The sequence below is a fragment of the Bradyrhizobium sp. CCBAU 53351 genome (genome assembly GCF_015291745.1).
Taxonomy (GTDB): Bacteria; Pseudomonadota; Alphaproteobacteria; order Rhizobiales; family Xanthobacteraceae; genus Bradyrhizobium.
Genome location: NZ_CP030059.1, coordinates 4,956,182 through 4,981,492 on the forward strand (window position 1 = coordinate 4,956,182; position 25,311 = coordinate 4,981,492).

Genomic DNA, 25,311 nt, shown 5'->3' on the forward strand with positions numbered 1-25,311 from the left:
CCCGGATGGTGGCTCACACGCTCATCGACATCGACGAACCGGCAGCCGCCGAAGCGCCTTGCCCCTGGCCGCCTTGCTGCTGCATCAACTGCGCGAACAGATCGTAAGCCGAATTGCGCGGGCTGGAGGCGCCCGGCACCGTCGTCGACATCTTGAAGCCGTCGGCATAGGTGACGGTCGTCGTGGTCGAGCCGTCGGCAGCGGTCGTCGTGGTCGAGGTCGATCCACCCTTGGAATTCGACGAGGAATCCGATCCATCGCCCGAGCCGTCGGCACCTTGCGCGTGATGGTGGCCGTGGTGACCGCTCTTCAGCGCCTTCGACATCTCGTCCAGGCTCACGCTGCCGTCCGCGTTCGAGTCCAGCTTGGAGAATACGTCGTCGGCCTGCGCGAGGTTGGTTCCGCCGGCACCCAGCGCGTCCTCGAACTCGGACTTGGTGATGTTGCCGTCGCCGTCCCCGTCGATCTGGGAGAACAGGTGCTTGAGCGCGGCCTCACGGCTCGTTGACGTCGAGGAGGTCGACGTGGAGTTCGACGAGGTCGAGCTGGCCGTGCTGGTGGTGTCAGAGGACTGGCTTTGCGCGGCGAACAACGCGTTCATCATCTCCGGCGCGATCTGCGGATATTTGCCCGAGTTGACCGACGAGGTCGCGCCGCTGGTCGTGTTGCTGCTGCCGCTGTCGATGGCAAAGGGATTGGTTGCACCCTGCGCCGCCCCCGTCTTGTGCGTCGAGGCGGACGATTTCGAGTTCGTCAGCGTCTGAATCGCGTCGAGTGCGCTCGACACGGCACCGACGGCACCAAGGGCAAACAACATTGCACAACTCCAACCGATGCGGCACGCCGCGGCCAATGTTCTGCAGGTGACGTCAGCAAGCGTCGTGCCAGCGTAAAAAGCTCAATGATATCCGCGACCGTTGCGCTTTGGACGGCTTGGGATTACCGGCAATTCGTGCCGGCCGCGGCAGATTTTTCCGCCCACAGGAAGCACGCCTCCCCTGCATTGCCCGCCATGGAGGCCCATGTTAGGCGAGGCCATCTTTCACGCCCCGCCTCCGGGAAACCGCGCCATGATCCAAGCCTTCGCCCCCCGCCCCCTGGCAATCGCGCCCTCGATTCTGGCTTCGGATTTCTCCAGGCTCGGCGAGGAGGTGCGCGCCGTGGATGCCGCCGGCGCCGACTGGATCCATCTCGACGTGATGGACGGCCATTTCGTTCCGAACATTTCCTACGGCCCCGACATCATCAAGGCGATGCGCCCCCACACCAAGAAGGTGTTCGACGCGCATCTGATGATCTCGCCCTGTGACCCCTATCTCGAGGCCTTTGCGAAGGCCGGCTGCGACCACATCACCGTGCACGCGGAGGCTGGTCCCCATTTGCACCGTTCGCTGCAGGCCATCCGCGCGCTCGGCAAGAAGGCCGGCGTCTCGCTCAATCCAGGCACGCCGGTCAGCGCGCTCGAATACGTCCTCGATCTTGTCGACCTCGTGCTGGTGATGTCGGTCAATCCCGGCTTCGGCGGTCAGGCCTTCATTCCCTCCGCGATCGGAAAGATTCGCGACATCCGCGCGATGACGGCGGGACGACCGATCGACATCGAGGTCGACGGCGGCGTCGGCCCCGATGTCGCCGGCGCGCTCGCCGCGGCCGGCGCCAACGCCTTCGTCGCCGGCACATCCGTATTCCGGGGCGGCACGCAGGAGGCCTACAGGACCAACATCGCCGCGATCCGCAACGCGGCGCTCGGGGCCCGCGGCGAAGCGATTTGAGCCGGATCAAACAGCGCACGCGGACGAGGCGAAATCCCGCGGCTTTTACGGGTGCTGCAGCGCCCAATACCTAAAATTGCAATGGTGATCCGTACTCATCCGGACTTCATTGATTCGCGCAAATCACCGCAAGTGAGTCCTGCCTGCTTTTGACGGGAGGACATCATGACGACGACCCTGGTTTGGACTGGCGTAGCGTTGTGGTTGGCGTTCAATGCAGCGATTGCGGCTCGTAGCCTCTACGCGGTGCGACCGGTGAAGGCCGAGGCTTCTGCCCGCATCATTCACCTTCACCGTCGCCGGGTCTGAGCGCCATGCAGATCGCACTCGTGAAGCGTCAGCCGAAGCGCAGGTGCCGGATCCCGCGGCGCCCACATCCGGGCCTCGATTATTTCTTCGGCCGCCTCGAGAGCACCGATAGCAGGCTGGACGACGACGCCGCGCTCGACACGACGGACCCCGATCATTCGTTTGCCTCGCAGCACCGACACTGAGACTTTACTTTTTTCGGACCACTCCATGAAACCGCACTGCCCGAACTGCCTGAAGGAAATGACCAAGGCATCCGCGTCGCGTAACCTGTTCAATTGCGAGCCCTGCCGCGAGATCATCCAGTATTTCGGCGGCAGCCCGGATCACGGCGAGCCCGGCCCGCAATTCTCCTGGCCGATCCGCCGCAAGCGCGTCGCTCATTCCGCCCACGCGGCCTGACCGCCCTTCAAGCCGGCGGGCCTATCCCGGCCCTTCGCCGGCGTCGGTCTCGCCGACATCCCCAGCCATCCGCGGCGGCCGCACCACGGTGACGGTGCAGGCCGCTTCCGAGGCCACCTTGGCCGAGACGCTGCCGAGCAGCGTGCGGCGGAACGAGCCTTGGCGCGCGCCGATGATGACGTGGTCGACGTGGTTGACCTCGGCGAACTCCAGGATCGCGGCAGCGGGATCAACCGCCTCCAGCACATGAGCCGACAGCCGGCTCTCATCCAATTTGAGCGGCGTCGCCCAATGCCGCAGCGCCACCAAGCGGTCGATATGCTTGTTGGACCCCTGCTCGTCCAGGGTACGGTCGATCGCGATCCGGTTCAGCTTGAGCACGTTGACGCAAGCGAGCCGCGCTGACGGCAAGGTGGCGAGGATGCGCTCGGTGGTCACGCGCAGCGCCTCGTTGAGCTCCGGCGCGCCTTCCACCGTGTCGAGCGCGACAGCGAGGATCGGGCTCGACGCGATTTGCGCGGCGACATCCGATTTCGCGCGCGGCGCCATGACGCCCAGATTGAAGCGGCGACGCCAGGCGACGCTGAGCGGGTCGCGCTTGACCCGCTCAGCACGCGTGGTGAGCTTGACCTGATCGGGATGGGCGAGATCGAAGGCGAGCTGGGACGCCGTCGGATAGCGCCACACCGGCTCGATCTCGAGACACCGCAGCACCACCTCCTGCAGCCAGGGCGGATAGTCGGCGCGCAAGCTTCGCGGCGGATGCGGATCGCGCCACAGCCGGCGCCGCATCGCCCGCAGCGTCTCACCCTCGCCGAACGGCCGTTCGCCGGTGGTGAAGAAATAGAGCAGCACGCCGAGCGAAAACAGATCGCTGCGCGGATCGTCGCGCACCCCGGACAGTCGCTCGGGCGCCATGTAGGGCGCGGTGCCGTAAGGCAGGCGGAACTCCTCCTGCAACAGATCCGGCAAGTGATTGTGATGCGACAGGCCGTAGTCGATCAGCACCGCCTCGCCGCTCTCGCGGAACATGATGCTGCTCGGCTTGATGTCGTGATGGATCACGTTCTGGCGGTGCAGATCGGCCAGCGCGGTTGCGATCCTGGCGACGAGCTGCCGCGCCTCGTCATAAGGCAGCGGGAGCTCAGGCAGTCGCTTGTAGAGCGTGGTGCCGCCGATGCGCTCGATCACGACATAGGCCTGGTGCGCGAAATCGCCGGTACCGAAGCAGGTCGGGACGTGCGGACCCGCGAGCCGCGGCAGGATCATCATCTCCATCTCGAAGGAGACGATCGCGGCGGGGTCCTCGCCCTCCGAGACCCGCGGGATCTTCATCAGCAGCGGCACGTCGATGCCGGGATGGGTAACGGTCCACAGCGTCGCCATGCCGCCGGCATGGACGCATTCACCGATGGTGTAGCCATCGATCACCGCGCCTGTTGTGACCAGTGATTTCGGCATCGGCCTCTAGCGCCCCTGCGACAGCCGGTCGGCGAGCCAGTGCGGCAGACCGTTGTCGCGAATTCTGCCTGCCGCGGTCGCGATATCGTAGGGCGCGCGGCAATAGGTGATCTGGCAGGACTCAGTGTCGAACAAGACGAAGGCTGCCGACGGATCGCTGTCGCGGGGCTGGCCGACCGAGCCGAGCACGGCGAGCCATTGCCGTCCGCGCAGAAGCTGCACCGAGACGTCGGTCTTCGGCACGAAGCTCGTCATCTTCGCCGTCACCGACATCGAATAGAGCGCGGGACGATGGATATGACCGCAGAAGGTGACATGGGCGGGGGTCGCGATCAGGCTCTTGGCGGCGTCCACGGTGGATCGGACATAGTGCCAGCGCTGCGGGTGAGAGGCTTCCGAATGCACGAAGAGAAGGTCGCTGTCCTCGACCAGCATCGGCAATTCGCTCAGGAATCGGCGCTGCGCTGCGCCAAGCCGGCCGCGGGTCCATTCGATTGCGACCTGCGCCTCGGCGTTCATCGTCTCTGCCGAGGAGTTGACCGCCTGGTCGTGATTGCCGCGCACGGCGATAGCACCTTGGGCCACGAGCTCCATCGCGGTGTCCACCACCCATTCCGGATCGGCGCCATAACCGACGAAATCGCCGAGCAGGACGAACCGCTCCGCGCCCTTCGCACGCGCGACCTTCAGGCAGGCCTCGAAGGCCTGCCTGTTGCCGTGGATATCCGAGAAGACAGCGAGAAGCACGCACCCTCCACCCTTCAATTCTTATTGAAGCCCGATACGGCCAAATTGAGGGAGGTCAAGACATGCGCCAGCGCCGCACCGATTACCAGCCCCCCGCGGACGATCGCGCAGAGCCTATTGCTCGTCCTTCGGGGGCATTCGGGGCGGCGGCAGCGGGGTGAACACGGCGCCTTGTGCGCCGGCCGGCGGGGCGATGAACTCGCCGGTCGAGGAATCGCCGCCGGTGGTCTCCATGATCGTCTTGGGCGTCACATATTCACGGACCATGTCGAGGAGGCTGCCATCGCCGCCGCCGAAATCGGCGGCGCGACCGCCTTGCGGATGTCCCAGCGCGATCTCGTTTTCCGCGGCATGGGTCTTGTCGGCGAGCCCATCGTTGTAGGGCACACGGAAGGCCCGCGGGATGCCGCTCGGACGATTGTCCTCGTCGAGCTGCTCGACCCACAGATAGATCGAGCCGGGATCGCCCTGAAGCGAGTGCGGCTCGACGATGCGGGACTTCAGCAGCTTGAATGTCGTCGGCAGCCGGTCGGTACTGGCCCAGCCGAGCAGGCCGCGCATCTCGCTGAAGCTGACGACATAGAAGGCGCTGGTCACGACCACCGCGATCGCCTTCAGCGACCAGTGCAGCCGCGCATAGACCAGTACGACCAGCAGCAGCGCGCCGATCACGGCGTAGGCGACCGACAGCGTGAGGATGACCGTTTGCAGATCAGTCACGGCGTATCCTCTTGGCGTTGCTGCTCACACCCGTCCTCGGGTCGAGATCGGCCCCGTTGCGCCAGCTGCTGCGGAACGTCTCGAGCAGCGATTTCGGCCGCTGATTCACATCGACGACCTTGCCCTCCGTGTCGAGCCGGAATCGCACCGCGGTCTTCTCGTCGCCGGTGTGGTCGAGCGTGAACTTGTTGTCGAACACGACCTGCGCTGTCGGATTGAGTTTCTGCACCTTCACATTCGCCGTCACGGGCTCGCCGGTGGTGGCGACGAAATGCGAGACGTTGACAGTGTATTCACCGGCGATCATGCCGCGCAGCGTCACGATCTCCTCGCGGATGGGCGAGGCGATCTTCTTGCCGGCGACCATTATGAAGTCGTTGGCGCCGCCGCGGTCGTCGCGGTCGAGCGTGAGGAAACCTGCCTCGCGGTGGCGATACCAGGCGATGTTGCCGGCGGGATCCTGCACGAACAGATCGAGATCGTCGGGGTGATTGTCCGGCCAGTCCAGCGTGATGATGAACTCCGCCTTGGAATCGATCTTGCCGTCCTTGGCGTCCGGAGAGACCGCGAGCAGTGCAAGGAAGAACAGGAACGCGATCACCTGGAGCGCCTTGAACAGCATCACGCCCAGCGGATCGAACGGCTCCTCGCGCGGATAGAGACCGAAATCATCCATCATGACGGCGATCCGGCGCCTTTGCGCTCGAGCACCGGCGTCACATAGGTCTCGGTCAGCACCACCGCGTCGGAGAACACCTTCTGGGTCGCGGCATCCAGCATGTAGTACTGGATACGGACCAGGATCGAGCCGACGAGGCCGGCAAGCGTCGTGTACATCGCGACCGCCATGCCGTCGCTCATCAGCCCCATCGAGGAGCGCATCGCGACCTTGTCGGCGGCATCCAGCCCCGCGATCGGCGCCAGCATGATGATGAAACCAACGATGGTGCCGAGCAGGCCGAGCTTCATCAGCGTGTCCGAAACGAAGGCGCCGAATCCGTTGGAGCCGCGCAGGCGATCGGCGAGTGTTCGCAGCAGCAGCGTCTGATCCACAGGGCGATAGTCCTGCGCGGCGGCCTTGGTCACCAGGCTTTCGATGTGATCCCGCACCAGCCCGCGCGGCAGCGCCGTTGCACGCGCATCGAGGACCTTGCCGCCGTCGGGCGCCGCGAGCGCCGTACGGCAGCGCCGCGCCGCCGCGCCTTCCCGCGCGATCGCCCGCGTGCGCAGGAAGCAGTGGCCGCAGGTGAGGATATAGAGCAGCGCGATGACGCTCGAAATGTAGGTGCGGTCCGAGGTCAGCATCAGGTGGATCAGCCCGAACCGCCACAGCAGCACGACGGCGAAGATCGAGAGCCCGGTGAAGATCATCCAGAACAGGAGCGCGCTGCGCTCGGATGGGTCGGTCGTGACAGGCGCGATCGGTCCAATCGTCATCGAACTCATGCTGCACCGCTCCTCGGCCGCAACGATCGGCCCATCAAGATTTCCACCCGATTAGATCAAAGCCGCCTTCTCAGGTCCAAAGACCCATGCCCAATCCGGCTTGGGAAATTTGCCCGAACTGCGATCGTGCAGAACCCTGCGATTGGCAAGGCGCGGCGGCGTTGTTAGGCTGACCTTATCAAACGTTGAGGGTGATCGCATGCGCCTCGTGCTTCAGCTCGTCGCCCGTCTGCTGCTCATCGTGGCGCTTTGCCTCGGAGCCGCGACCGTATGGGCCACAATCGACGCCTATCGCAGCGTCGACAGGGCGACCGCGGCCTCCGCGCAGCGGATCGCGCAGGCCCTTCAGGCCTTGTACTGGCATGAGTTCTTGTTGCGCAGCAGCAGAACGCGCGAGCAGCTTCTGCCAGTTCCGGAATGGCGCACATTGGAGACGATGAAGCTGATTTCGCCGGGCGTCTGCGTCGAGTTCCAGCCGGCCATCGCATTCGAAAAGCCGCTCTGCGGCCAGAGCGAGGGGCTCGGCAAGACCCCGCCGCGCTGGTTCGCATCGATCGTGCCGTTCTTCCTCGGCAGCCACGCCGAGGTGGTTCGGCCGGTCAGTCCCCGCGCCGCTTCGGCCGGCACGGTGGTCGCGACGCCGGACACAGCGGCCGCTATCTCGCTCGCCTGGGAATACATCCTCAACGTGATCGATGTCGCGCTGTTGATGGCGGCGGCGATCGCGCTGCTGGCATCGCTGGCGATCGCGCATGCGCTGGCCCCCGCGCGCGCGATCGTGACCGCCTTGCAGCGCATGGCGCGCGGCCAATATCGCACCAGGCTGCCGCGTTTCCGCTCGATGGAGCTGACGATGATCGGCAACGCCGTCGGCGAGCTCGGCACCCGCCTGGAGGAAGCCACCGAGCAGCGCGCGTCGCTGACGCGGCGCCTGATCGAGATCCGCGACGATGAGCGCCGCGCCCTCGCCCGCGAGTTGCACGACGAGTTCGGGCAAAATCTCTCCGCTATCCTCGCCTTCGCCAACACGATCGAGACGGCCAGTGCGAAAGGAAACACCGACAGCGGCATCGCCCAGGATGCGCGCATGATCTCGCAAGCCACCCATCATTTGATGGCCTCGCTCCGCGACGCGCTGAAGCGCCTGCGCAATCCCCTGCCCGAGGAGCTCGGGCTCGAGGCGAGCCTCGTCAATCTCGTCGACAGCTGGCGCTCGCAGAGCGCGGCGCGGCCGACCATCCAGCTCGATCTCAGGGGCGACCTGACGAACGTGCGGGGAGCAGCCGCCACCACGGCCTATCGCGTCGCCCAGGAATGCCTGACCAACGCGTTGCGCCACAGCGCGGCGCGCGAGATCACCTTGCGCATCGAGCGTCGGGCCGGCGACGACAACGCGCTGCTGATCCGCGTCGAGGACGACGGCGGTGGCGATGCGGAACGCGTCGCCCAATCGGCCGGCTTCGGCCTCACCGGCATCCGCGAGCGCGTCACGGCTGCCGGGGGAACGCTCTCGATCCTGCCGGCCCGCGGCGGCCTCAGCGTTGCCGCCACCATCCCGCTCGCTGCGTGAGGCGGGCATGAGCGAGGTGGCAGCAACAGGCATCTCCGTGCTGCTCGTCGACGACCATCCGATCGTCCGGCAGGGCTACCGGCGCGTGCTGGAGAGCCAGGGCGACCTCCACGTCGTGGCGGAAGCCGACAATGCCGCGGACGCCTATGGCGCGTTCAAGGCGCACGACCCCGACGTCGTCGTGCTCGACATCTCGATGCCGGGCGCGAGCGGGCTGGAGGCGATCCGCAACATCCGCGCGCGCAGCCCGCGGGCGCGGATCCTGGTCTTCACCATGCACAACGAGGCCGTGCTGGTGAAAGCCGCCTTCAGCGCCGGCGCCAGCGGCTTCGTCACCAAGAGCAGCGAGCCGTCCTCGGTGGTCGGCGCCATCCGCAGCGTGGCCCGCGGCGAACGCGCCATGAGCGACGATATCGCGCATATCCTCGCTGAAGACAGCCTGTCGTCGGGTTCGGTGCTGGATCAGCTGGGCGAGCGCGAGATCGAGATCTTGCGCCAGTTCGCAGGCGGCGCCACCACCGAGCAGATCGCGACGCATCTCAATCTCAGTGTGAAGACGGTGCAGAACTATCACTACCTGATCAAGACCAAGACCGGCGCACGCACCGATGCGCAGCTGGTGCGGCTCGCCGCGACGTGCGGGCTGACGAGGATTTAGCAGCAGGACTGCCGCAATCCTTCGAATGGCGTGAAATTTCTCAATCTGCCGGGCTGATTGGAACAGAGCCTATTCCGTTCCGGTTAGCAGCAGAGTGAAGGAGTTAAAGGTCATGAGTAAGGGTCATCACAAAGCAGTCGCCCCTCCCTCGATCATCACGGTGGGCGAACTCATCGACGAGCTCTGCCGCCTGCCGGATACCGCTGTCGTCCATTTCCGCTGCCCCATGCTCGGTCAGGAGCTGGCATTCGAGCGCCTTCGAAAGCGGTCAAAGGACGACGTCGAGATCGCCATCAATGCCTATCCGGAGAGCCCGCCGGTCGTACCGTCATCCGACGGCGCTTTCCGCCCGCGAACGTCTTCGCCGTCGCTTCGCACCGGCGCACTTCTTCACAAGGCGAGAGGTTGATCGGCCGCAGCGTAGCGACCAGCAGCAGCGGTCTAACAGACTTTCAATCCGCGCAGCACCAGCGCCAGGGTCGCATCGACGCGCGCGGAGAGATCGGCATCCTTCCACTCGTCTGCATGGGCCGGATGATGGAAACGGACGGTCGCATCGAAGATCGCGCGCGCTGTGGTCTTCGTGTCGGCCACGTCAAACACGCCCTGCTTCACGCCGTCGGTCAGGATCGCCGCGATCTGGTCGATCATGGTGTCCTTGTGACACTTCACGGCGGCGCAGGCCTCGCGCGCCAGCGTCAGATAGGTCTCGAACATCTCGGGGTCGTCGAGCACGCGCGAACGCTTGGCGGCGAACAGCGTGCGCAGCCAGCGGTCGAGCCTCGCCGGCGCCGGACCCTGCTCCCCGGCGATCTGGCGCAACGGCGCGTCGATGCGGTCCAGCCAGCGTTTGGCAACGGCCTCGCGCAGCGAGGCCTTGCTCGGGAAATGGCGATAGACGCTGCCGTGGCTCACATCGAGCGCACGGGCCACGTCGACCACGGTGGCCTTGGCAAGTCCAAAGCGCCTGAGCACGTCCTCGGTCACTTCGAGGATCCGCTCCGGCGTCAAGACAACAGCTTCATTCATGCCAGCACCATGTTCCCGTTCAGGGCTCAGTTACCCGGCAGTAAGGCTGCTTCCGAAGCGCCCTGGCCGGTCGTTTCGGAAAGCCTATGCCTTAATGAGGCAGTTTTGCAGCCTGCGCCGCGATCTGGCGCGCCACCAGCAAATTGAGCCAATACCCAATCACGCCGGTCAAATTGAGGATTTCGGTCGTCATCGTCTTAAGTCTCCATTCGTCCGCGGTCCCGTTCTTCAATTTGCCCTCCGATCCGCTTTGGATGTCGGGCTTTCCGGGGCTTGTCGCGGGACGCCCAATCGGAGCGTCCGGGTACGGATATACATGTCTCGCTGACAGATTTCAATATCTGTCAGTCAATGATCCGTGATTGACAGCAGATTTTTGACCACCGGCGGGCCGGCTCGGCCCCAGCGGTGGATTAGCCCTCCCAAAACCCCGTTCCGGGGTTGGATCGTTTGTTTCGCCCTCCCTGCTCTGTTAAATCACGGCGTAAAAAACATTCCGGCCGGCCTGCCCCTCGGACCATTCCTTGGGCCGCCGCCCACCTTCCTGGAGCCATCCCATGATCCCCCGCTATACCCGTCCCGAAATGGCCTCGATCTGGGAGCCGCAGACCCGGTTCAAGATCTGGTTCGAGATCGAGGCGCACGCGGCGGACGCCCTCGCCGAGCTCGGGACCATCCCCAAGGAGGCCGCCAAGACGGTCTGGGCCAAGGCCAAGAACGCCACTTTCGACGTCGCCCGCATCGACGAGATCGAGCGCGAGACCAAGCACGACGTCATCGCCTTCCTCACCCACCTCGCCGAGATCGTGGGCCCCGAGGCGCGCTTCGTCCACCAGGGCATGACGTCCTCGGACGTGCTCGACACCTGCCTCAACGTCCAGCTCACCCGCGCCGCGGACCTCTTGCTCGCCGACCTCGACAAGGTGCTGGCCGCGCTGAAGAAGCGCGCCTTCGAGCACAAGATGACGCCGACCATCGGCCGCAGCCACGGCATCCACGCCGAGCCGGTGACGTTCGGTCTCAAGCTCGCTTACGCCTATGCCGAGTTCACGCGCGCCAAGGAACGCCTGATCGCGGCGCGCAAGGAGGTCGCGACCTGCGCCATCTCGGGCGCGGTCGGCACTTTCGCGCAGATCGATCCGCGCGTGGAAGAACATGTCGCCAAGGCGATGGGCCTCGTCCCCGAACCGATCTCGACCCAGGTGATCCCGCGCGACCGCCACGCGATGTATTTCTCGACGCTCGGCGTGATCGCCTCTTCGGTCGAGCGCATTGCGGTGGAGATCCGCCACATGCAGCGCACTGAGGTGCTGGAGGCCGAAGAGTTCTTCTCCGAGGGGCAGAAGGGTTCTTCCGCGATGCCGCACAAGCGCAACCCGGTGCTGTCGGAGAATCTCACCGGACTGTCGCGCATGGTGCGGGCCTATGTGACGCCGGCGCTGGAGAACGTCGTGCTCTGGCACGAGCGCGACATCTCGCACTCCTCGGCCGAGCGCATGATGGGCCCCGATGCGACCGTGACGCTCGACTTCGCGCTGGTGCGCCTCGCCGGCCTGATCGAGAAGCTGCTGGTGTACCCCGCCAACATGCAGAAGAACCTCGACCGTCTCGGCGGCCTCGTCCATTCGCAGCGCGTGCTGCTGGCGCTGACGCAGAAGGGCGCAAGCCGCGAGGATTCCTACAAGCTCGTGCAGCGCAATGCGATGCCGGTCTGGCGCGGCGAAGGCGACTTCCTCCAGCTCCTGAAGAAGGACGCGGAGGTGAAGAAATATCTCACCGACGCCGAGATCGAGGAGCAGTTCGACCTCGGCTATCACCTGAAACACGTCGACACGATCTTCAAGCGCGTGTTCGGGGAAAGCTGACAACTTCGCGTAGGGCGGATGAGCGCAGCGTAATCCGCCTTCCGTCCCAGCATCGCGGCGGGTTACGCTACGCTGACCCGCCCTACGAACAAGAAACGGATCCCCTATGCCCATCGTCAACCGCGTTGCCGCCCTCTCCGACGAAATGGCCGCCTGGCGCCATGACTTCCACGAGAACCCGGAACTGCTCTACGAGGTCCATCGCACCGCCGGCATCGTCGCCGACAAGCTGCGCGAGTTTGGCTGCGACGAGGTGGTGACGGGTATCGGCCGCACAGGCGTGGTCGGCGTGGTCCGCGGCCGCAAGTCCGCTTCCGGCAAGACCATTGGCCTGCGCGCCGACATGGACGCACTGCCGATCCTGGAAACCTCGGGCGTCGCCTACGCCTCAAAGGTCCCCGGCAAGATGCACGCCTGCGGCCATGACGGCCACACCGCGATGCTGCTCGGCGCCGCAAAGTACCTGACCGAGACGCGCAATTTCGACGGCACCGCGGTCCTGATCTTCCAGCCCGCCGAGGAAGGCGGTGGCGGCGGCAAGGCCATGGTCGAGGACGGGCTGATGACGCGCTGGAACATCCAGGAGGTCTACGGCATGCACAACATGCCGAACCTGCCGGAAGGGCATTTCGCCACCACACCCGGCGCGATGCTCGCCTCCTCCGACAACATCCAGATCACGGTGCACGGCAAGGGCGGCCACGCCGGCGCGGGTCCGCACAAATCCGTCGACAGCGTGCTGATCGGCTCGCAGATCGTCAATGCGCTGCAATCGATCGTGGCGCGCAACGTCGATCCGCTGAAGTCGGCGGTCATCTCGATCACGCAATTCCACTCCGGCACGGCCTTCAACATCATCCCTGAAATCGCCGAGCTCGGCGGCACCGTGCGCACGCTCGACCCCGAGGTGCGCGATCTCGTCGAGCGCCGCATCGGCGAAGTCGCCGACAGCGTCGCCCGCGCCTATGGCGGGTCGGCCGAGACCAAATACACGCGGATGTATCCCGTGACGATGAACCATGCCCGCGAGGCCGGCCTTGCCGCCGACGTCGCCCGCGACATCGTCGGCGCCGATCGCGTCAACGACAAGTTCATCCCCATGATGGGCGCGGAGGACTTCTCGTTCATGCTGGAGGCGCGCCCCGGCGCCATGGTGCTGGTCGGCATGGGTGACGGCAACGAGTGCCACCATCCGTCCTATGTCTTCAACGACAACATCTTGGGCCACGGCGCCTCGTTCTGGGCGCGTCTGGTCGAGACGCGAATGCCGGCGGGCTAGGGCCGCCCGTACGCTGCTGTAGCCCGGGTGAGCGAAAGCGACACCCGGGACAGCTAGCTTCCCCGGATATCGCTCCGCTCAACCGGGCTACAATCCAACGCAAGCACCTATGCCTGCACCACCTCATGGCGCATTACGAACGGCGCGAGCAGTGTGTGCACTTCGCCCGCAACCGCTTCGCGCTGATCCTCCGCCAACCCCGTCAGCGTGACAGTCGCGATGGACCCGTGGCTGCCATGGGCACCGACCTTGACCTTGCAATCGATGCCGCGCTCGACCAGTGGCGCGAGCACCTTGGTGAAGACGCGCTCGGCCGCGTCCCAGCGCAGCTGCGGCTTGAACACCTTGCCGACACCGGTCACCGGCATCGGATCGATCGGGATGACCTGCACCGGGACGGCGGCCCGCTCCGGCGTGCGCTCGCGCACCCACGTTTCCAGTTCGCCCGGCTCGACCTTGGCGCCCGGCTTCAACTGCACGTAGCCCACAGGCAATTCGCCGGCATAGGCGTCGGGCTGGCCGACCACGGCAGCGAAGCCGACCGCGGGATGGCGGAACATGATCTCCTCGATCGGCGCCGGGTCGATGTTGTGGCCGCCGCGGATCACCAGGTCCTTGGCGCGGCCGGTGATCCAGAGATAGCCGTCGGCATCGAGCCGGCCGAGATCGCCGGAATTGACCCAGACGTCGTCGATGAAGGCGCCCTTGTTGTGCTCGTCGTTGAGGTAGCCGCTGAACACGCCCGGCCCGGCCATGATGACGACGCCGATCTCGTCAGGCTTGCAGTCGCGGATCAGGCGGCCGTCGGCGTCGAGCTGCACGATGCGCACGCGCGCATAAGGCATCGGCAAGCCGACGGAGCCGAGCCGGATCGGTCGTGACGGATAAGCCAGCGTGTGCACGCTCGACGTCTCGGTCATGCCGTAGACTTCGACCACCGGCAGCTTCAGTTTCTCCTGGATCGCAGAGCCGACGGCGACGGGGATCGCCGAACCGCCGCCGGCGGCATATTTCAGGCTGGAGATATCGGCATTGCCCGGCGGCACCGCGAGCGTTGCAGCCAGCACCGTCGGCACGCTCGACAGCGCCTCGGGCTTGAAGCGCTCGACCAGTCCCCAGATGTTCTTCACCGCATTCTGATTGCGCCAGCCGCTCGGCGACAGCACGACCAGCGAGCCCCCGCTCGACAGCATCGTCAGCACCTGTGTCAGCGATCCCCCGACGTGAAACAGCGGCATGCCGAACAGCAAATTGGTCCCGGGCTTCCCCTTCAGCAGCAGATTGAGCGCCCAGGCCTGATAGACCTGGTTGGTATGGGTGTGCCGCACCAGCTTCGGCGTGCCGGTGGTGCCGCCGGTGTGGAAATAGGCGGCGATGTCACTGCCGCGAATCTTGCGCCCGCTGACGAGCCGATCCGACGGCTGCTGCTTGATCAGGTCGCCAAAGGCGAAGATGCCCTTGTCCGGATCGCCGCCGCCGAACACCTGCACGATCGCCTTGAGGTGCTTGAGCTGCGGGCGGATCTGCTCGACCTTCTGCCAGATGTCGGTGCCCGGCATCGGCCCGAGCGCGACCAGGATCTTGGTGTTCGCAGCTTCCAGGATTTCCGCGATCTGGTGCGGTTCGAGCAGCGGATTAACGGGATTGGCGATGCCGGCGGCCTCCGCGCCGAACAGCGTCACGAAGGCATCGGGCACCAGCGGCAGCATGAAGCTGATGACGTCGCCCTTCTCCGCGCCGAGCGCGTGAAACATGTTGGCGGCCTGCGTGACGCGCGCAATGAAATCACGGTACGTGACCACGACCGGCGTGTCGGCGGGATCGGCATTCTGCAGAAACTGGAGCGCCGCTCCGTCGGGGTTGCGCGCCGCGCCTAACGTGATGGCGTCGTAAGTGCTCTCGGCTGCGATGCGCTCGGCGTAGGGCACCTGCTGGAAGGCCTGCACCTCCGCGTCGGTCTGAAGATCAGGATAGTCGTTGCCGATGAGCCGATCGAGCGCGTGGATGCCCGCCATGGAATTCCGTCCTCCCTCAGGTTCATTTCCCCGCCTCCTGTCTTTTGACATTTTGGGTCGACGAGGCCCGGACCGGTGACCGGTCGAGCGCGGACAGAATGATGGATGATTTGGCGTTCGTCCATTCCCTAACGAGTGCGGCGATCAGGCTCGGCCTGGACGGCCATTGAACCTCCACGCCCGATCCGGGGACCAAAAACCGGCACTGGACTTTCTTGCCAGCGTCCTGCCGCAAAACTCGAGGTTATCATGATTGGGCCCCTGCGAGACCGCTTCACACGGCTGATCGTCGCGCTCGTCCTCGTCCCGGCCATCGCCCTGCCCTGCACCGCGCTCGCCGACAGCCAGTTCGACAAGATGCGCGCCAAGATCGCGGCCTTCGTCGCCGACAAGATGGAGAAGCTGGGCGGCTCGCGCATCATCTACAAGGTGGACAGCGAGGGTTTGCGCCAGAGCGTCGTCACGGATTTGCGCGACGACGTCTACAAGACTCTGCGCGAAGGCAAGGTCGCCTTTTCGGGCCTTGCGATCCGCGACGGCGGCGTCGAATTGAGGATCGCGGACGCCAAGGGCCGCGAGCAACTCGCCCGCAAGCTCGCATCAGATGCGGAGGGACTGCCCTCGCACGCGCTCACCGTGACGGATGGCGGCGACGGGCTGGTCAGGCTCGCGCCGACCGATGCCGCATCGGCTGCGCGGCTGCGCGATCTCGTCGACGATTCCATCGCCATGATCGAGCAGCGCCTCAAGGACGCCGGCATCAAGCTCGCCAGCGTCCAGCCGGATGGAACGGATCGCATTCGCATCTTCCTGCCCGGCATGATGGAGCCCGAACGGATCACCGCGACCTTTGCCAGGAAGGTCAAGGTCAGCTTCCGCCTGATCGATCTCTCGATGGCGCCGGAGCAGGCACAATCCGCCACGCCTCCGGCGGGCACGGAAGTCCTGCTCGGCCTCAAGGACAACAAGCCCTATCTCGTTGCCAGGGACAGCGCGCTCGAGGGCGACGACATCAGCCATGCGGGCCCGGGATTTGCGAGCGGCACGAAGGACCCGATCGCCTCGTTCCGCTTCAACGGCCGCGGCACGCGCCGCTTCGCCCATATCACCGCAGAGAATATCGGAAAACCCTTCGCCATCGTGCTCGACGACAGGGTGATCTCCGCCCCCGTGATCCGCGAACCCATCACCGGCGGCTCGGGGCAGATCTCCGGCAATTTCACCCTGGAGGAAGCGAGCAGCGTGGCCATGATGCTGCGCGCCGGCTCACTGCCGGGACATCTTGGCCTCATCGAGCAGCAGGTCGTGCAGCCCGCCGCCAAGCCATAAGCCGAAGATCGCCCCCGCCCTGGGGCAGCAGCCCCCTCCGCGCCGCCGCCCCTGCCCGAATCACGGCCGCCGCGGGCTACCGGACAACCAACGGGCAATTGCCGAAACGCCCGATCGGGCTAAAATTTGCCTCTTGCGACATGGCGGCTGAAGGCTTCATTTCAGGCGGCCGTCATGCGATTTCGGCTATACGTGTCGAGCACACCGACCAGGACTGAAGGCCTTACGCGGGATTAGTACCATGCCGTCCGGCAGCGCAGACATTTCCTCGATCCTCGACCGCATTCTCGAGGCGGCCACGGACAACCTCAGGATCGCGAAGATCCTGGTGCAGATGGGCCTCGATCCCAACAACGTCACCTACGACGCGATCTTCAACCGGCTGCTGGAGATCTTCGTCAGCAACATCACGCTGGCCAATATGTTCGCCGTGGTCGGGGCGGTCTTCTTCGTCGCCACCCTCTTGATGCGGACGATGGTGCCGCTGCGCGTCGCCAACATGATCGGCTGCGCGTTCTTTGCGATCTTCGGCGCGCTGTCCGCCAACGTCGCAACGTTCCTGCTCTATCTGCTGATGCTTCCGATCAACGCCTTGCGCCTGCGGCAGATGCTCAAGCTGGTCAAGAAGGCGCGCCATGCCGCCGAAGGCGACATGTCGATCGAATGGCTCAAGCCCTTCATGACCGAGCGCAGATATCGCCGCGGCGACACGCTGTTCAAGCTGGGCGATTCGGCGAAGGAAATGCTCCTCACGGTCACCGGCAAGTTCCTGGTCAAGGAGATCAACGTCGAGATCGGGCCGGGCGCACTGATGGGCGAGCTCGGCTTCCTGACGCCCGATAACCGGCGCACCGGAACGATCGAATGCATCGAAGACGGCCAGGTGCTCACGATCACCTATGACCGGCTGCTCGAGATCTACTTCCAGGATCCGCAATTCGGCTATTATTTCCTGGTGCTGACCAGCCAGCGCCTCCTGCAGAACATCGATCGCCTGCAGAAGCAGCTGGCGACGGAACGGGCCGCCACGACGAACAGGATCGCGTGACCGACACTCAGCTCAGCAGCAGCGCCATGCCCGGATCGCCCTTCTCCATTGCGCGCCGATAGGCTGGACGACCGCCGATGCGGCCGAGATATTTGACCACGTTCGGGCAACGCTGGAGGTCATAACGCTGGAAGTAGCGCATCGTGGTGAGCGAGAAGCCGATCATGATGTCGGCGGTGGTGAAGGTGGTGCCGGCCAGATATTCGGCATCGCGGACGCGCGCATCGACCAGATCGAAGGCACGGTCGACGCGCCCTTTGGTGGCGACCAGCATCGAATTGTCCTCGGCGAGCTTGAGCCGGCTCAGGATCATCAGGCGGCCCATGCCGGCCTGCAGCGTGCCGTTGGCAAAGTGAAACCAGTACAGGAACTGGGCGAAATCCGGATCATCGGGCCGGGGCACGAGGCGCCCATTGCCATATCTGGCCATGATGTAGTCGACGATGGCGCCGGATTCGGCCAGCACGAGATCGCCGTCGGTGATCACCGGCGCCGCCCCGATCGGATGCAGCGCCTTGTAGTCGGGCGGCGCCAGCATGGTGACGGGATCGCGGGTGTAGCGCTTCAGCTCGTAAGGAATGGCCAGCTCCTCACAGAGCCAGACGATGCGCTCGGACTGCGATTTGCCGAGATGATGGACAGTGAGCATGACGCCTCCTGGAAGCGCAAATTGGACCAGCCGCGAGGTATCTTACGCCCTCGTTCGGAGAGGTGTGCGTCGTACTTCCCTCTCCCCCGGAATTTTGCGGATATGATCGGGCACGCGAAATGAACCTCGCCAACGCGTTCTGGGTGCTCCGCCGCAAAACCGCCCCAAAAACCGAATGGTAACCATGGTGGGCTAGGGTAATGACGTGACCAATTCTCCGACGATCCTGATGTTCGATTCCGGCCTTGGCGGGCTCACGGTGCTGCGTGAGGTCGTGGCGGCGCGCGCCGACGCGCACTTTGTCTACGTCGCCGACGACGCCTTCTTCCCCTACGGCCACCACAGCGAGGACGAGATCATCGCCCGCGTCGTGCCGCTGATGGGGGAGCTGATCGGCACGCATGACCCTGATATCGTCGTCATCGCCTGCAACACGGCGTCCACCCTGGTCCTGTCTCACTTGCGCGCCGCCTATTCCGTGCCCTTCGTCGGCACCGTGCCGGCGATCAAGCCGGCCTGCGCACAGTCGAGGACCCGCCGCGTCTCGGTGCTCGGCACGAAGGGAACGGTGAAGCGCGAATACACCAAGGCCCTGATCCGCGATTTCGCGCAAGGCTGCGAGGTGACGCTGGTCGGCTCACCCGAGCTCGCCTCGCTCGCCGAAGCCGCGCTTGGCGGCCACCCGATCAGCGACGGCGACGTCCTTGCCGAGCTCGCCCCCTGCTTCGTCGGCGATGCCGAGGACGCCGGCGCACGCACCGATACAATCGTGCTCGCCTGCACCCATTATCCGCTGCTGCTGGACCGTCTGAAGCGGCTGGCACCCTGGCCGGTCGACTGGATCGATCCGGCGCCGGCAATCGCCCGCCGCGTCTCGGATCTACTCGGCCCGCGCACTGGCGACATCGTGCAGTCCGGCGCCGAGATGATCTTCACCTCGAACCGCGCGCACGGCCTTTCGGCCACGCTGACGCCGTTCTTCGGCGGGCGCGCGCTGGCCTGACCTTGCGCCTCGGTGCTGCGCTGCTAGGCTTTGCCGTAGTCACCTAGCTGCAGGCCTTTCCATGTCGATCCCGTCCACGCCACTCAACCGTCTCCGCCAGCTCTGGCGCGACGGGCGCCCCGCCTTCGGCGCGATCGCGACCATCCCGAGCGTGCAGATGGTGCAGATCATGGCGCGCTCGCTCGACTGGATCATCGTCGATCTCGAGCATGGACCGATCGGGCTGACCGAAGCGCACGCGATGATCGCCGCGACGACGGGCACGCCGTGCACGCCCCTGGTGCGGATCGCGGCCAACGAGCCGTGGCTTGCCAAGGCGCCGATGGACATCGGTGCCTTCGGTATCAACTTCCCGATGATCACCAGCCGCGCGGACGCCGAAAAGGCGGTGCGCAGCGTACGCTATCCGCCGCGCGGCGATCGGCTCTGGGGTCCCTTCCATGCCCCGTTCCGCTGGGGCCAGTCGATGCCGGACTACATGGCCAGCGCCGACGACGAGATGATCTGCATGATCACCATCGAGCATGTCGAGGCTGTCAACCGCATCGACGAGATCATGGCGACGCCGGGCATCGACGTCGCGGTGATCGGCCCCGGCGATCTCGCGACGTCCATCAACAAGCGCGGCCAGATGGACGATCCGGAATTGCTGGAGCTGGTCGCGCGCGCGGAGGCCGGCATTCTCAGAAGCGGCGTGCCGATCGGCGGCGTTGCCCGCACCGCCGACCAGGCCAACGCGCTTGTCGATCGCGGCTACCGCGCCATCGCGCTCGGCTTCGACTGGTCGCTTTTCCAGCGCGGCATCATGGGGGCGTTCGACGGCATCAAGCGCTGAGCGAGCTGATTGCCACCTTGCCGGGAACCGCGACGCTGCTAGGGTCGCGCCCGGGAGGAAAACAACCATGCTCAAAAAGACTTTGCTCGCTTTGACCTTTGCCGGCCTTGCCGTGGCCGCCTTCGCCCAGCAGCCCGGAATCAAGCGCACTCCGCTTCAGAAGGTCGAATTCCCGGAGGGCCATAATACCGTCACTGCCATCGCGGAAATCCCGGCCGGGGGCACCGCCGGACGTCATACCCATCCCGGCATCGAGACCGGCTACGTCCTGGAAGGCGAGCTGAACCTCCTGATTGATGGGCAGCCCGAGAAAACCCTGAAAGCCGGCGATTCCTACCAGATCCCGGCAGGTGTCGTGCATGACGCCAAGGCTCATGGCGATAAGGCTATGAAAGTGCTGGGAGTTTACGTCGTCGACAAGACCAAGCCGCTGGCCTCGCCGGCGCCCTGATGCGTCGAACCGACCGACCCCAGGCGGGTTGGTTCGTGCTAAAGCAGGCGGCGAGCGGGAACCCGCTCGCTGCACATTTTTTCATCTGCGGGAATTGAACGAGCGATGCGCGGGACGCCCAAAACCATTTCGCTGCCGCGCCGCCTGATTTGCGACCTCATGCGGGCGTCGATGGACGTGCCGTTCGTGTCGCTGTCTCGTTCGCTCCAGATCCGCCCCCTGCTGGAGGCCCGCGCCGGCGCAGCCGCGCCCGCCGGCTGGGCCGCGATGTTCGTCAAGGCCTTCGCCCTGGTCGCCAGGGACGAGCCGATCCTGCGCACCGTCTACGCCAAATGGCCCCGTCCCACGCTCTACGAGCTGCCCAGGAGCGTGGCTCTGGTGGCAATTGCCCGGGTCGAGGCTGGCGAGGAATGCGTGATGCCGCAGCGAATCGCGGCGCCCGAGGCCATGGCACTGGCCGCGGTCGAGGCGGAGATCCGGCGCGCCAAGACGGCACCGATTGACGACGTCCCGATGTTCCGCAAGATCATGCGGGCGACCCGCCTGCCGCTGCCGCTGCGCCGCCTGTCCTGGGCCATCGGCCTGAATTTCGGCCGGCAGCGCGGCAACTGGTTCGGCAGCTTCGCGGTCAGCTCGGTGGCCGCCTATGGCGGCGGCGAGCTCCATCCGGTCACGCCGGGCCCCTTCATCGTCAGCTACGGATTGGTCGAGCCCGACCAGACCATCCACGTCGTGATCCGCTGGGATCACCGGGTCACGGACGCTGCCCCCATTGCCCGGGTCCTGACCCGGCTGGAACAGGTCCTGAACACTGAAATCGCTGCCGAATTGCGAGCGGCCGGCGCAAAGCCGATCCGGGCGGTCGGGACGTGATTCCGGGCCATTCGCATTGACAGCGAACCCCAAACTCCCCTAAAAGCCGCCTGCTCGCGGGCCGATTTCGGCCCGCGAAGCGTTTCGCGACCCGTGGTCCACTCCCTTGAGCTTTGGGGATCGGACCTGTCGGTGCCGGGATCCATCCCGTCACACAGGAGGGCGCGTTTCCTCAAACCATGCAACCGAAGAGGACGCGATGACTAAGCGCAGTGAGGCGAAGTACAAGATCGATCGCCGTATGGGCCAGAACATCTGGGGCCGCCCGAAGAGCCCCGTGAACCGCCGCGAGTACGGCCCCGGCCAGCACGGCCAGCGCCGCAAGGGCAAGCTCTCCGACTTCGGCGTGCAGCTGCGCGCCAAGCAGAAGCTGAAGGGCTACTACGCCAACATCAGCGAGCGTCAGTTCCACGGCATCTATGTCGAGGCGAGCCGCCTCAAGGGTGACACCGGCGAGAACCTGATCGGTCTGCTCGAGCGCCGTCTCGACGCGGTCGTGTACCGCGCCAAGTTCGTCTCGACGATCTTTGCCGCCCGCCAGTTCATCAACCACGGCCACATCAAGGTGAACGGCCGCAAGGTCAACATCTCGAGCTATCAGCTCAAGGTCGGCGACGTGATCGAGGTCAAGGAAGCCTCCAAGCAGCTGGCCCATGTGCTCGAAGCCAGCCAGCTCCCCGAGCGCGACACGCCCGACTATCTCGAAGTCGACCACGGCAAGATGACTGCTAAGTACATCCGCATCCCCGGCCTCTCCGACGTGCCGTTCCCGGTGCAGATGGAGCCCCATCTGGTCGTCGAATTCTATTCGCGCTGATAAGCACGGCAGAACGACATTCAAAGGCCCCGGTTTCCGGGGCCTTTTTTTATGGTATCCTACAATTATTGATGTCCCAGACTGCCGACCAGCTCACTAATATCGTTCCATCGGCAACGCCTTCGGAAGCGGAGCTCGAGGCATGGGCCAAGCTGCCCCGCGACGAGCAGGTCCGCCGATATCAAGCCCTGTTCGCTCAGCCCGATTGCAACAATTTCACTTCGGACACTCCGGAAGATATCCTCGCTGCCGCGCGGCGACGTGTTGCTCGGCGGCGCCATGGCTGAGTACCGGCTATCGGAGCGTACCCGGGCCGATCTGATCGACATTTACGATTTCACCGAGAGCCGCTTCGGAAAGTATCAGGCCGAAGCCTATTATGCAGGCCTGATCCGCTCGTTCGGACGTCTCGCCGATTTCCCTCTCATCGGCCAGCAAGTGGACGAACTCGCGGTCGGCTACCCACGTTTCCGCTTCCCATCCCATCTGATCTTCTACACGATGCAGACCGACCACGTCGAAATCCGCGCCGTCCTTCACGGTGCGCAAGACATCAGACCGCAACTATTCGACTAAACGAATGACGAGACCAGCCATGCTCTACACCCCTCCCCCTGTTGATCCCAAGGCGCCGCCGGTGCGCATCAATCTGCTCTCGGACACGCAGACCAAGCCGACGGCTGCGATGCGCGATGCCATGGCGCGCGCCGAGGTCGGCGACGAGCAGGTCGGCGACGATCCGACCGTGAATGCGCTGTGCGAGCGCGTTGCGGATCTGCTCGGCAAGGAAGCCGCGGTCTACATGCCCTCGGGCACGATGTGCAACGTCACCGCGACGCTGGTGCATTGCCGCCCCGGCGACGAGATCCTCGCGCATGAGACCGCGCACATCATCGCCCGCGAAGGCGGCGCGCATGCCGCGATCGGCGGCTTCCAGGTCACGCAGCTCAAGGGACCCGACGGCCAGTTCACGCCGGAAACCTTTCGCAAGGCGCTGCATCCGCGCACGCGCTACCAGCCGCCGCAGACCGTCGTGAGCGTCGAGCAGACCGCCAACATCGGCGGCGGCACGATCTGGAAGAAGGCCGCGCTCGACGAGATCGTCGCGATTGCCAAGCAGCATGGCCTCGTCACTCACATGGACGGCGCGCGCCTGCTCAATGCCACCGTCGCCAGTGGTATCTCTCCGCGCGACATGACCGCCGGCTGGGACTCGGCCTGGATCGATTTCTCCAAGGGCCTCGGCGCGCCGATCGGCGGCGTGCTCGCAGGCTCGCGCACCTTCATCGACGCGGTCTGGCAGTGGAAGCAGCGTCTCGGCGGCTCGATGCGCCAGGCCGGAATCTGCGCCGCCGCCTGCATCTACGCGCTCGACCACCACGTCGACCGCCTCGCCGACGACCATGCCAATGCACAGGCCCTCGCCCGCGGGCTGTCGCAGATCGCAGGGATCGAGGTGCAGGAGCCCGAGACCAACCTCGTGTTCTTCAAGCCCGACGGCGCCGGCATTGCCGGCGACAAGATGGTCGCGGCGCTGCGCCAGCGCGGCGTCACGCTCGCGATGATGGACGGACGCATCCGCGCCTGCACCCATCTCGACGTCGACGCGGGCCAGATCGAGGAGACGATCGGCTACGTGCGCGAGATCGTGCGCGGAGCGTAATTGAGCTGCCGTAGCCCGGATCGAGCGCAAGCATAATCCGGGTCATCTTTCGGCGGCAGACTCCCGGATTGCGTCGCGCTCCATCCGGGCTACGAAGCCATCCGCGCTCACCGCCCCATCGCCTGATAGATCAGCGTCTTCAGCGCCAATTGAATCCGGCCGCGCTGCGAGGGCGTCTGCACCATGAAGATCCCGAACAGATCGTCTTCGGGATCGATGAAGAAGAAGGTGCCGCCGACGCCGTCCCAGCGATATTCGCCCAGTGGCCATGACGTCCCCGGCGGCACCGAGGTGCGCACGGCGAAGCCGAGGCCGAAGCCGGAACTGCCGCCCGGATAATAGTTCTGGTCGCGCCCGATGTTGGTTTCGGGGCCGACGTGATCCGACGCCATCAGCGCAATGGTCTCGGGCTTGAGATAGCGCCGGCCTTCATACGTGCCGCCATTCAGCAGCATCTGCGCGAACCGCGCATAGTCGCCGACCGTGCCGACCAGGCCGGCGCCGCCCGATTCCCAGGTCACGGGCCGCCTGACGTCGCGCATCTGCGTCGTCGGACTGATGTTGCGGTCCTCCGGCATCGGCTCGGCGATACGCGGAAACTTGGCGGCATCGGCGACGTGAAACGCGGTTTCGCTCATGCCGAGCGGATCGAGCAGCCTTTCCTTCTCGAACTGGAACAGCGTCTTGCCCGAGATGATTTCGACAACGCGGCCGAGCACGTCGGTGGCAAAGCCGTAGTCCCACACCGTGCCCGGCTGCTCGGCGAGCGGCAGCGTCGCAAGCTTCGCGACGAAATCGGCGTTGGACAGATCGCTATTGAAGAGATCGGCCACAGCATAGAGCTCGCGCACCCTACTGCCGCCCGTGGCTCCGTAGGGCAGGCCCGCTGTATGACGCAGCAGATCCTTGATCGTGACGGGACGCTGTTGCGGCTCCAGCGTGAGCGCAACCTTGTCCGCCGTGCCCCTCCTCTCGACGCCGACCTTCATCTCGGCAAAAGCCGGAATGTACTTTGCGACGGGATCCTCGAGCGCGAGCCTGCCCTCTTCGACCAGCATCATCGTCATCACCGACGTGATCGGCTTCGACATCGAATAGAGGCGGAAGATCGTATCCGCGCTCATCGGGATGGCGGTGGCGACGTCGCGGACGCCGAAATTCTCGCAATAGACCGACTTGCCGTGCTGCTGCAGCAGCAGGATGGCGCCGGGGATCTTCCCGGTCGCGACCTCGTTCCTGATGTAGGTGGAGACCGTCGCCAGCCCTTCGGCCGAGAGCGTGCGGGCAGCACGCGTCTCGGAGCCGGCCTTCGCACCGGCCACCCCGACCAGAAGAACGAGCGCCGCGAGAAAGGCGCGGCGCCTGCTCAT

General features: G+C 65.3%; 28 protein-coding genes. 18 read left to right on the forward strand and 10 right to left on the reverse strand.

The features are described 5' to 3' along the window. Positions 1–13 precede the first annotated feature (13 nt). The gene (locus XH83_RS23540) at positions 14–817 is read right to left on the reverse strand and encodes an EF-hand domain-containing protein (RefSeq protein ID WP_194403107.1); all 804 of its coding nucleotides are present in this window, start codon (positions 815–817) and stop codon (positions 14–16) included. 253 nt (positions 818–1,070) lie between these two features. On the opposite strand from XH83_RS23540, the gene rpe reads away from it, so the two are divergent. The 4 genes from rpe (at position 1,071) to XH83_RS23560 (ending at position 2,483) form a co-directional block, all read left to right on the forward strand. Then, positions 1,071–1,772 (forward strand): ribulose-phosphate 3-epimerase, encoded by a 702-nt coding sequence (gene rpe / locus XH83_RS23545; RefSeq protein ID WP_194403108.1) that lies wholly within the window; start codon positions 1,071–1,073, stop codon positions 1,770–1,772. 165 nt (positions 1,773–1,937) lie between these two features. Then, the gene (locus tag XH83_RS23550) at positions 1,938–2,081 is read left to right on the forward strand and encodes a hypothetical protein (protein WP_194403109.1); all 144 of its coding nucleotides are present in this window, start codon (positions 1,938–1,940) and stop codon (positions 2,079–2,081) included. A 5-nt stretch (positions 2,082–2,086) separates the two neighbouring features. Then, positions 2,087–2,266 (forward strand): hypothetical protein, encoded by a 180-nt coding sequence (locus tag XH83_RS23555; RefSeq protein WP_194403110.1) that lies wholly within the window; start codon positions 2,087–2,089, stop codon positions 2,264–2,266. A gap of 25 nt (positions 2,267–2,291) precedes the next feature. Further along, positions 2,292–2,483, forward strand: coding sequence for a hypothetical protein (locus tag XH83_RS23560; RefSeq protein WP_194403111.1), 192 nt, complete (start codon positions 2,292–2,294; stop codon positions 2,481–2,483). Between the two features lie 21 nt (positions 2,484–2,504). Here the strand turns inward: XH83_RS23560 and XH83_RS23565 are convergent, their stop codons facing one another. The 5 genes from XH83_RS23565 to XH83_RS23585 form a co-directional block, all read right to left on the reverse strand. Further along, positions 2,505–3,944, reverse strand: coding sequence for a bifunctional serine/threonine-protein kinase/universal stress protein (locus tag XH83_RS23565; protein WP_194403112.1), 1,440 nt, complete (start codon positions 3,942–3,944; stop codon positions 2,505–2,507). 6 nt (positions 3,945–3,950) lie between these two features. Next, positions 3,951–4,691 (reverse strand): metallophosphoesterase, encoded by a 741-nt coding sequence (locus XH83_RS23570; RefSeq protein ID WP_194403113.1) that lies wholly within the window; start codon positions 4,689–4,691, stop codon positions 3,951–3,953. Between the two features lie 114 nt (positions 4,692–4,805). Then, positions 4,806–5,411: a hypothetical protein gene (locus tag XH83_RS23575; protein WP_194403114.1), complete on the reverse strand. Its 606-nt coding sequence runs from the start codon at positions 5,409–5,411 to the stop codon at positions 4,806–4,808. Next, positions 5,404–6,090 (reverse strand): hypothetical protein, encoded by a 687-nt coding sequence (locus tag XH83_RS23580; RefSeq protein ID WP_194403115.1) that lies wholly within the window; start codon positions 6,088–6,090, stop codon positions 5,404–5,406. The genes XH83_RS23575 and XH83_RS23580 overlap by 8 nt, the downstream gene beginning before the upstream one ends. Beyond that, on the reverse strand, positions 6,087–6,857 hold the full coding sequence (locus tag XH83_RS23585; RefSeq protein ID WP_194403116.1) for a MotA/TolQ/ExbB proton channel family protein: 771 nt from the start codon (positions 6,855–6,857) through the stop codon (positions 6,087–6,089). The genes XH83_RS23580 and XH83_RS23585 overlap by 4 nt, the downstream gene beginning before the upstream one ends. 199 nt (positions 6,858–7,056) lie before the next feature. On the opposite strand from XH83_RS23585, the gene XH83_RS23590 reads away from it, so the two are divergent. From XH83_RS23590 to XH83_RS23600, 3 genes are all read left to right on the forward strand, one after another. Further along, positions 7,057–8,427 (forward strand): sensor histidine kinase, encoded by a 1,371-nt coding sequence (locus tag XH83_RS23590; RefSeq protein WP_194403117.1) that lies wholly within the window; start codon positions 7,057–7,059, stop codon positions 8,425–8,427. 7 nt (positions 8,428–8,434) lie between these two features. Then, positions 8,435–9,085 (forward strand): response regulator transcription factor, encoded by a 651-nt coding sequence (locus tag XH83_RS23595; protein ID WP_194403118.1) that lies wholly within the window; start codon positions 8,435–8,437, stop codon positions 9,083–9,085. 112 nt (positions 9,086–9,197) lie between these two features. Next, entirely contained in the window at positions 9,198–9,494 is a 297-nt protein-coding gene (locus XH83_RS23600; protein WP_194403119.1) for a hypothetical protein, read from the forward strand. A 32-nt stretch (positions 9,495–9,526) separates the two neighbouring features. Here the strand turns inward: XH83_RS23600 and XH83_RS23605 are convergent, their stop codons facing one another. Continuing rightward, positions 9,527–10,114 (reverse strand): TetR family transcriptional regulator, encoded by a 588-nt coding sequence (locus tag XH83_RS23605; RefSeq protein ID WP_194403120.1) that lies wholly within the window; start codon positions 10,112–10,114, stop codon positions 9,527–9,529. Positions 10,115–10,671: 557 nt separating this feature from the next. Here XH83_RS23605 and purB point away from each other — a divergent pair. Next, the gene (purB, locus tag XH83_RS23610) at positions 10,672–11,979 is read left to right on the forward strand and encodes an adenylosuccinate lyase (RefSeq protein WP_194403121.1); all 1,308 of its coding nucleotides are present in this window, start codon (positions 10,672–10,674) and stop codon (positions 11,977–11,979) included. 106 nt (positions 11,980–12,085) lie between these two features. Continuing rightward, complete coding sequence (locus tag XH83_RS23615; RefSeq protein WP_194403122.1) at positions 12,086–13,258, forward strand: M20 aminoacylase family protein; 1,173 nt, start codon at positions 12,086–12,088, stop codon at positions 13,256–13,258. A gap of 107 nt (positions 13,259–13,365) precedes the next feature. Here the strand turns inward: XH83_RS23615 and XH83_RS23620 are convergent, their stop codons facing one another. Next, complete coding sequence (locus XH83_RS23620) at positions 13,366–15,273, reverse strand: acyl-CoA synthetase (protein ID WP_194403123.1); 1,908 nt, start codon at positions 15,271–15,273, stop codon at positions 13,366–13,368. A 249-nt stretch (positions 15,274–15,522) separates the two neighbouring features. Here XH83_RS23620 and XH83_RS23625 point away from each other — a divergent pair, with 249 nt between their 5' ends. Together XH83_RS23625 and XH83_RS23630 are read left to right on the forward strand one after the other, a co-directional pair. Beyond that, complete coding sequence (locus XH83_RS23625; protein WP_194403124.1) at positions 15,523–16,602, forward strand: preprotein translocase subunit SecD; 1,080 nt, start codon at positions 15,523–15,525, stop codon at positions 16,600–16,602. Positions 16,603–16,843: 241 nt separating this feature from the next. Beyond that, a complete protein-coding gene (locus tag XH83_RS23630) occupies positions 16,844–17,650 on the forward strand; it encodes a Crp/Fnr family transcriptional regulator (RefSeq protein ID WP_194403125.1) in 807 nt (268 codons plus the stop codon). Between the two features lie 7 nt (positions 17,651–17,657). Here XH83_RS23630 and XH83_RS23635 read toward each other — a convergent pair whose 3' ends face one another. Continuing rightward, positions 17,658–18,299, reverse strand: coding sequence for a glutathione S-transferase family protein (locus XH83_RS23635; protein ID WP_194403126.1), 642 nt, complete (start codon positions 18,297–18,299; stop codon positions 17,658–17,660). A gap of 205 nt (positions 18,300–18,504) precedes the next feature. Here XH83_RS23635 and murI point away from each other — a divergent pair, with 205 nt between their 5' ends. The 7 genes from murI (at position 18,505) to XH83_RS23670 (ending at position 23,941) form a co-directional block, all read left to right on the forward strand. Next, positions 18,505–19,302 (forward strand): glutamate racemase, encoded by a 798-nt coding sequence (gene murI, locus XH83_RS23640; protein WP_194403127.1) that lies wholly within the window; start codon positions 18,505–18,507, stop codon positions 19,300–19,302. Positions 19,303–19,363: 61 nt separating this feature from the next. Further along, positions 19,364–20,137 (forward strand): HpcH/HpaI aldolase/citrate lyase family protein, encoded by a 774-nt coding sequence (locus tag XH83_RS23645; protein ID WP_194403128.1) that lies wholly within the window; start codon positions 19,364–19,366, stop codon positions 20,135–20,137. Positions 20,138–20,204: 67 nt separating this feature from the next. After that, positions 20,205–20,588 carry a cupin domain-containing protein gene (locus XH83_RS23650; protein ID WP_194403129.1) on the forward strand — a complete coding sequence of 128 codons (384 nt, stop codon included), beginning with the start codon at positions 20,205–20,207 and terminating at the stop codon, positions 20,586–20,588. A gap of 105 nt (positions 20,589–20,693) precedes the next feature. Next, positions 20,694–21,461: an acyltransferase gene (locus tag XH83_RS23655; RefSeq protein WP_194403130.1), complete on the forward strand. Its 768-nt coding sequence runs from the start codon at positions 20,694–20,696 to the stop codon at positions 21,459–21,461. Positions 21,462–21,660: 199 nt separating this feature from the next. Further along, entirely contained in the window at positions 21,661–22,278 is a 618-nt protein-coding gene (rpsD, locus tag XH83_RS23660; RefSeq protein WP_027548656.1) for a 30S ribosomal protein S4, read from the forward strand. Between the two features lie 261 nt (positions 22,279–22,539). Then, positions 22,540–22,854 (forward strand): type II toxin-antitoxin system RelE/ParE family toxin, encoded by a 315-nt coding sequence (locus XH83_RS23665; RefSeq protein ID WP_246776308.1) that lies wholly within the window; start codon positions 22,540–22,542, stop codon positions 22,852–22,854. A gap of 19 nt (positions 22,855–22,873) precedes the next feature. Further along, positions 22,874–23,941, forward strand: a complete 1,068-nt coding sequence (locus tag XH83_RS23670; RefSeq protein ID WP_194403131.1) for a low specificity L-threonine aldolase — start codon at positions 22,874–22,876, stop codon at positions 23,939–23,941. Positions 23,942–24,048: 107 nt separating this feature from the next. On the opposite strand, the gene XH83_RS23675 is transcribed toward XH83_RS23670, so the two are convergent. Then, a complete protein-coding gene (locus XH83_RS23675) occupies positions 24,049–25,311 on the reverse strand; it encodes a serine hydrolase (protein WP_194403132.1) in 1,263 nt (420 codons plus the stop codon).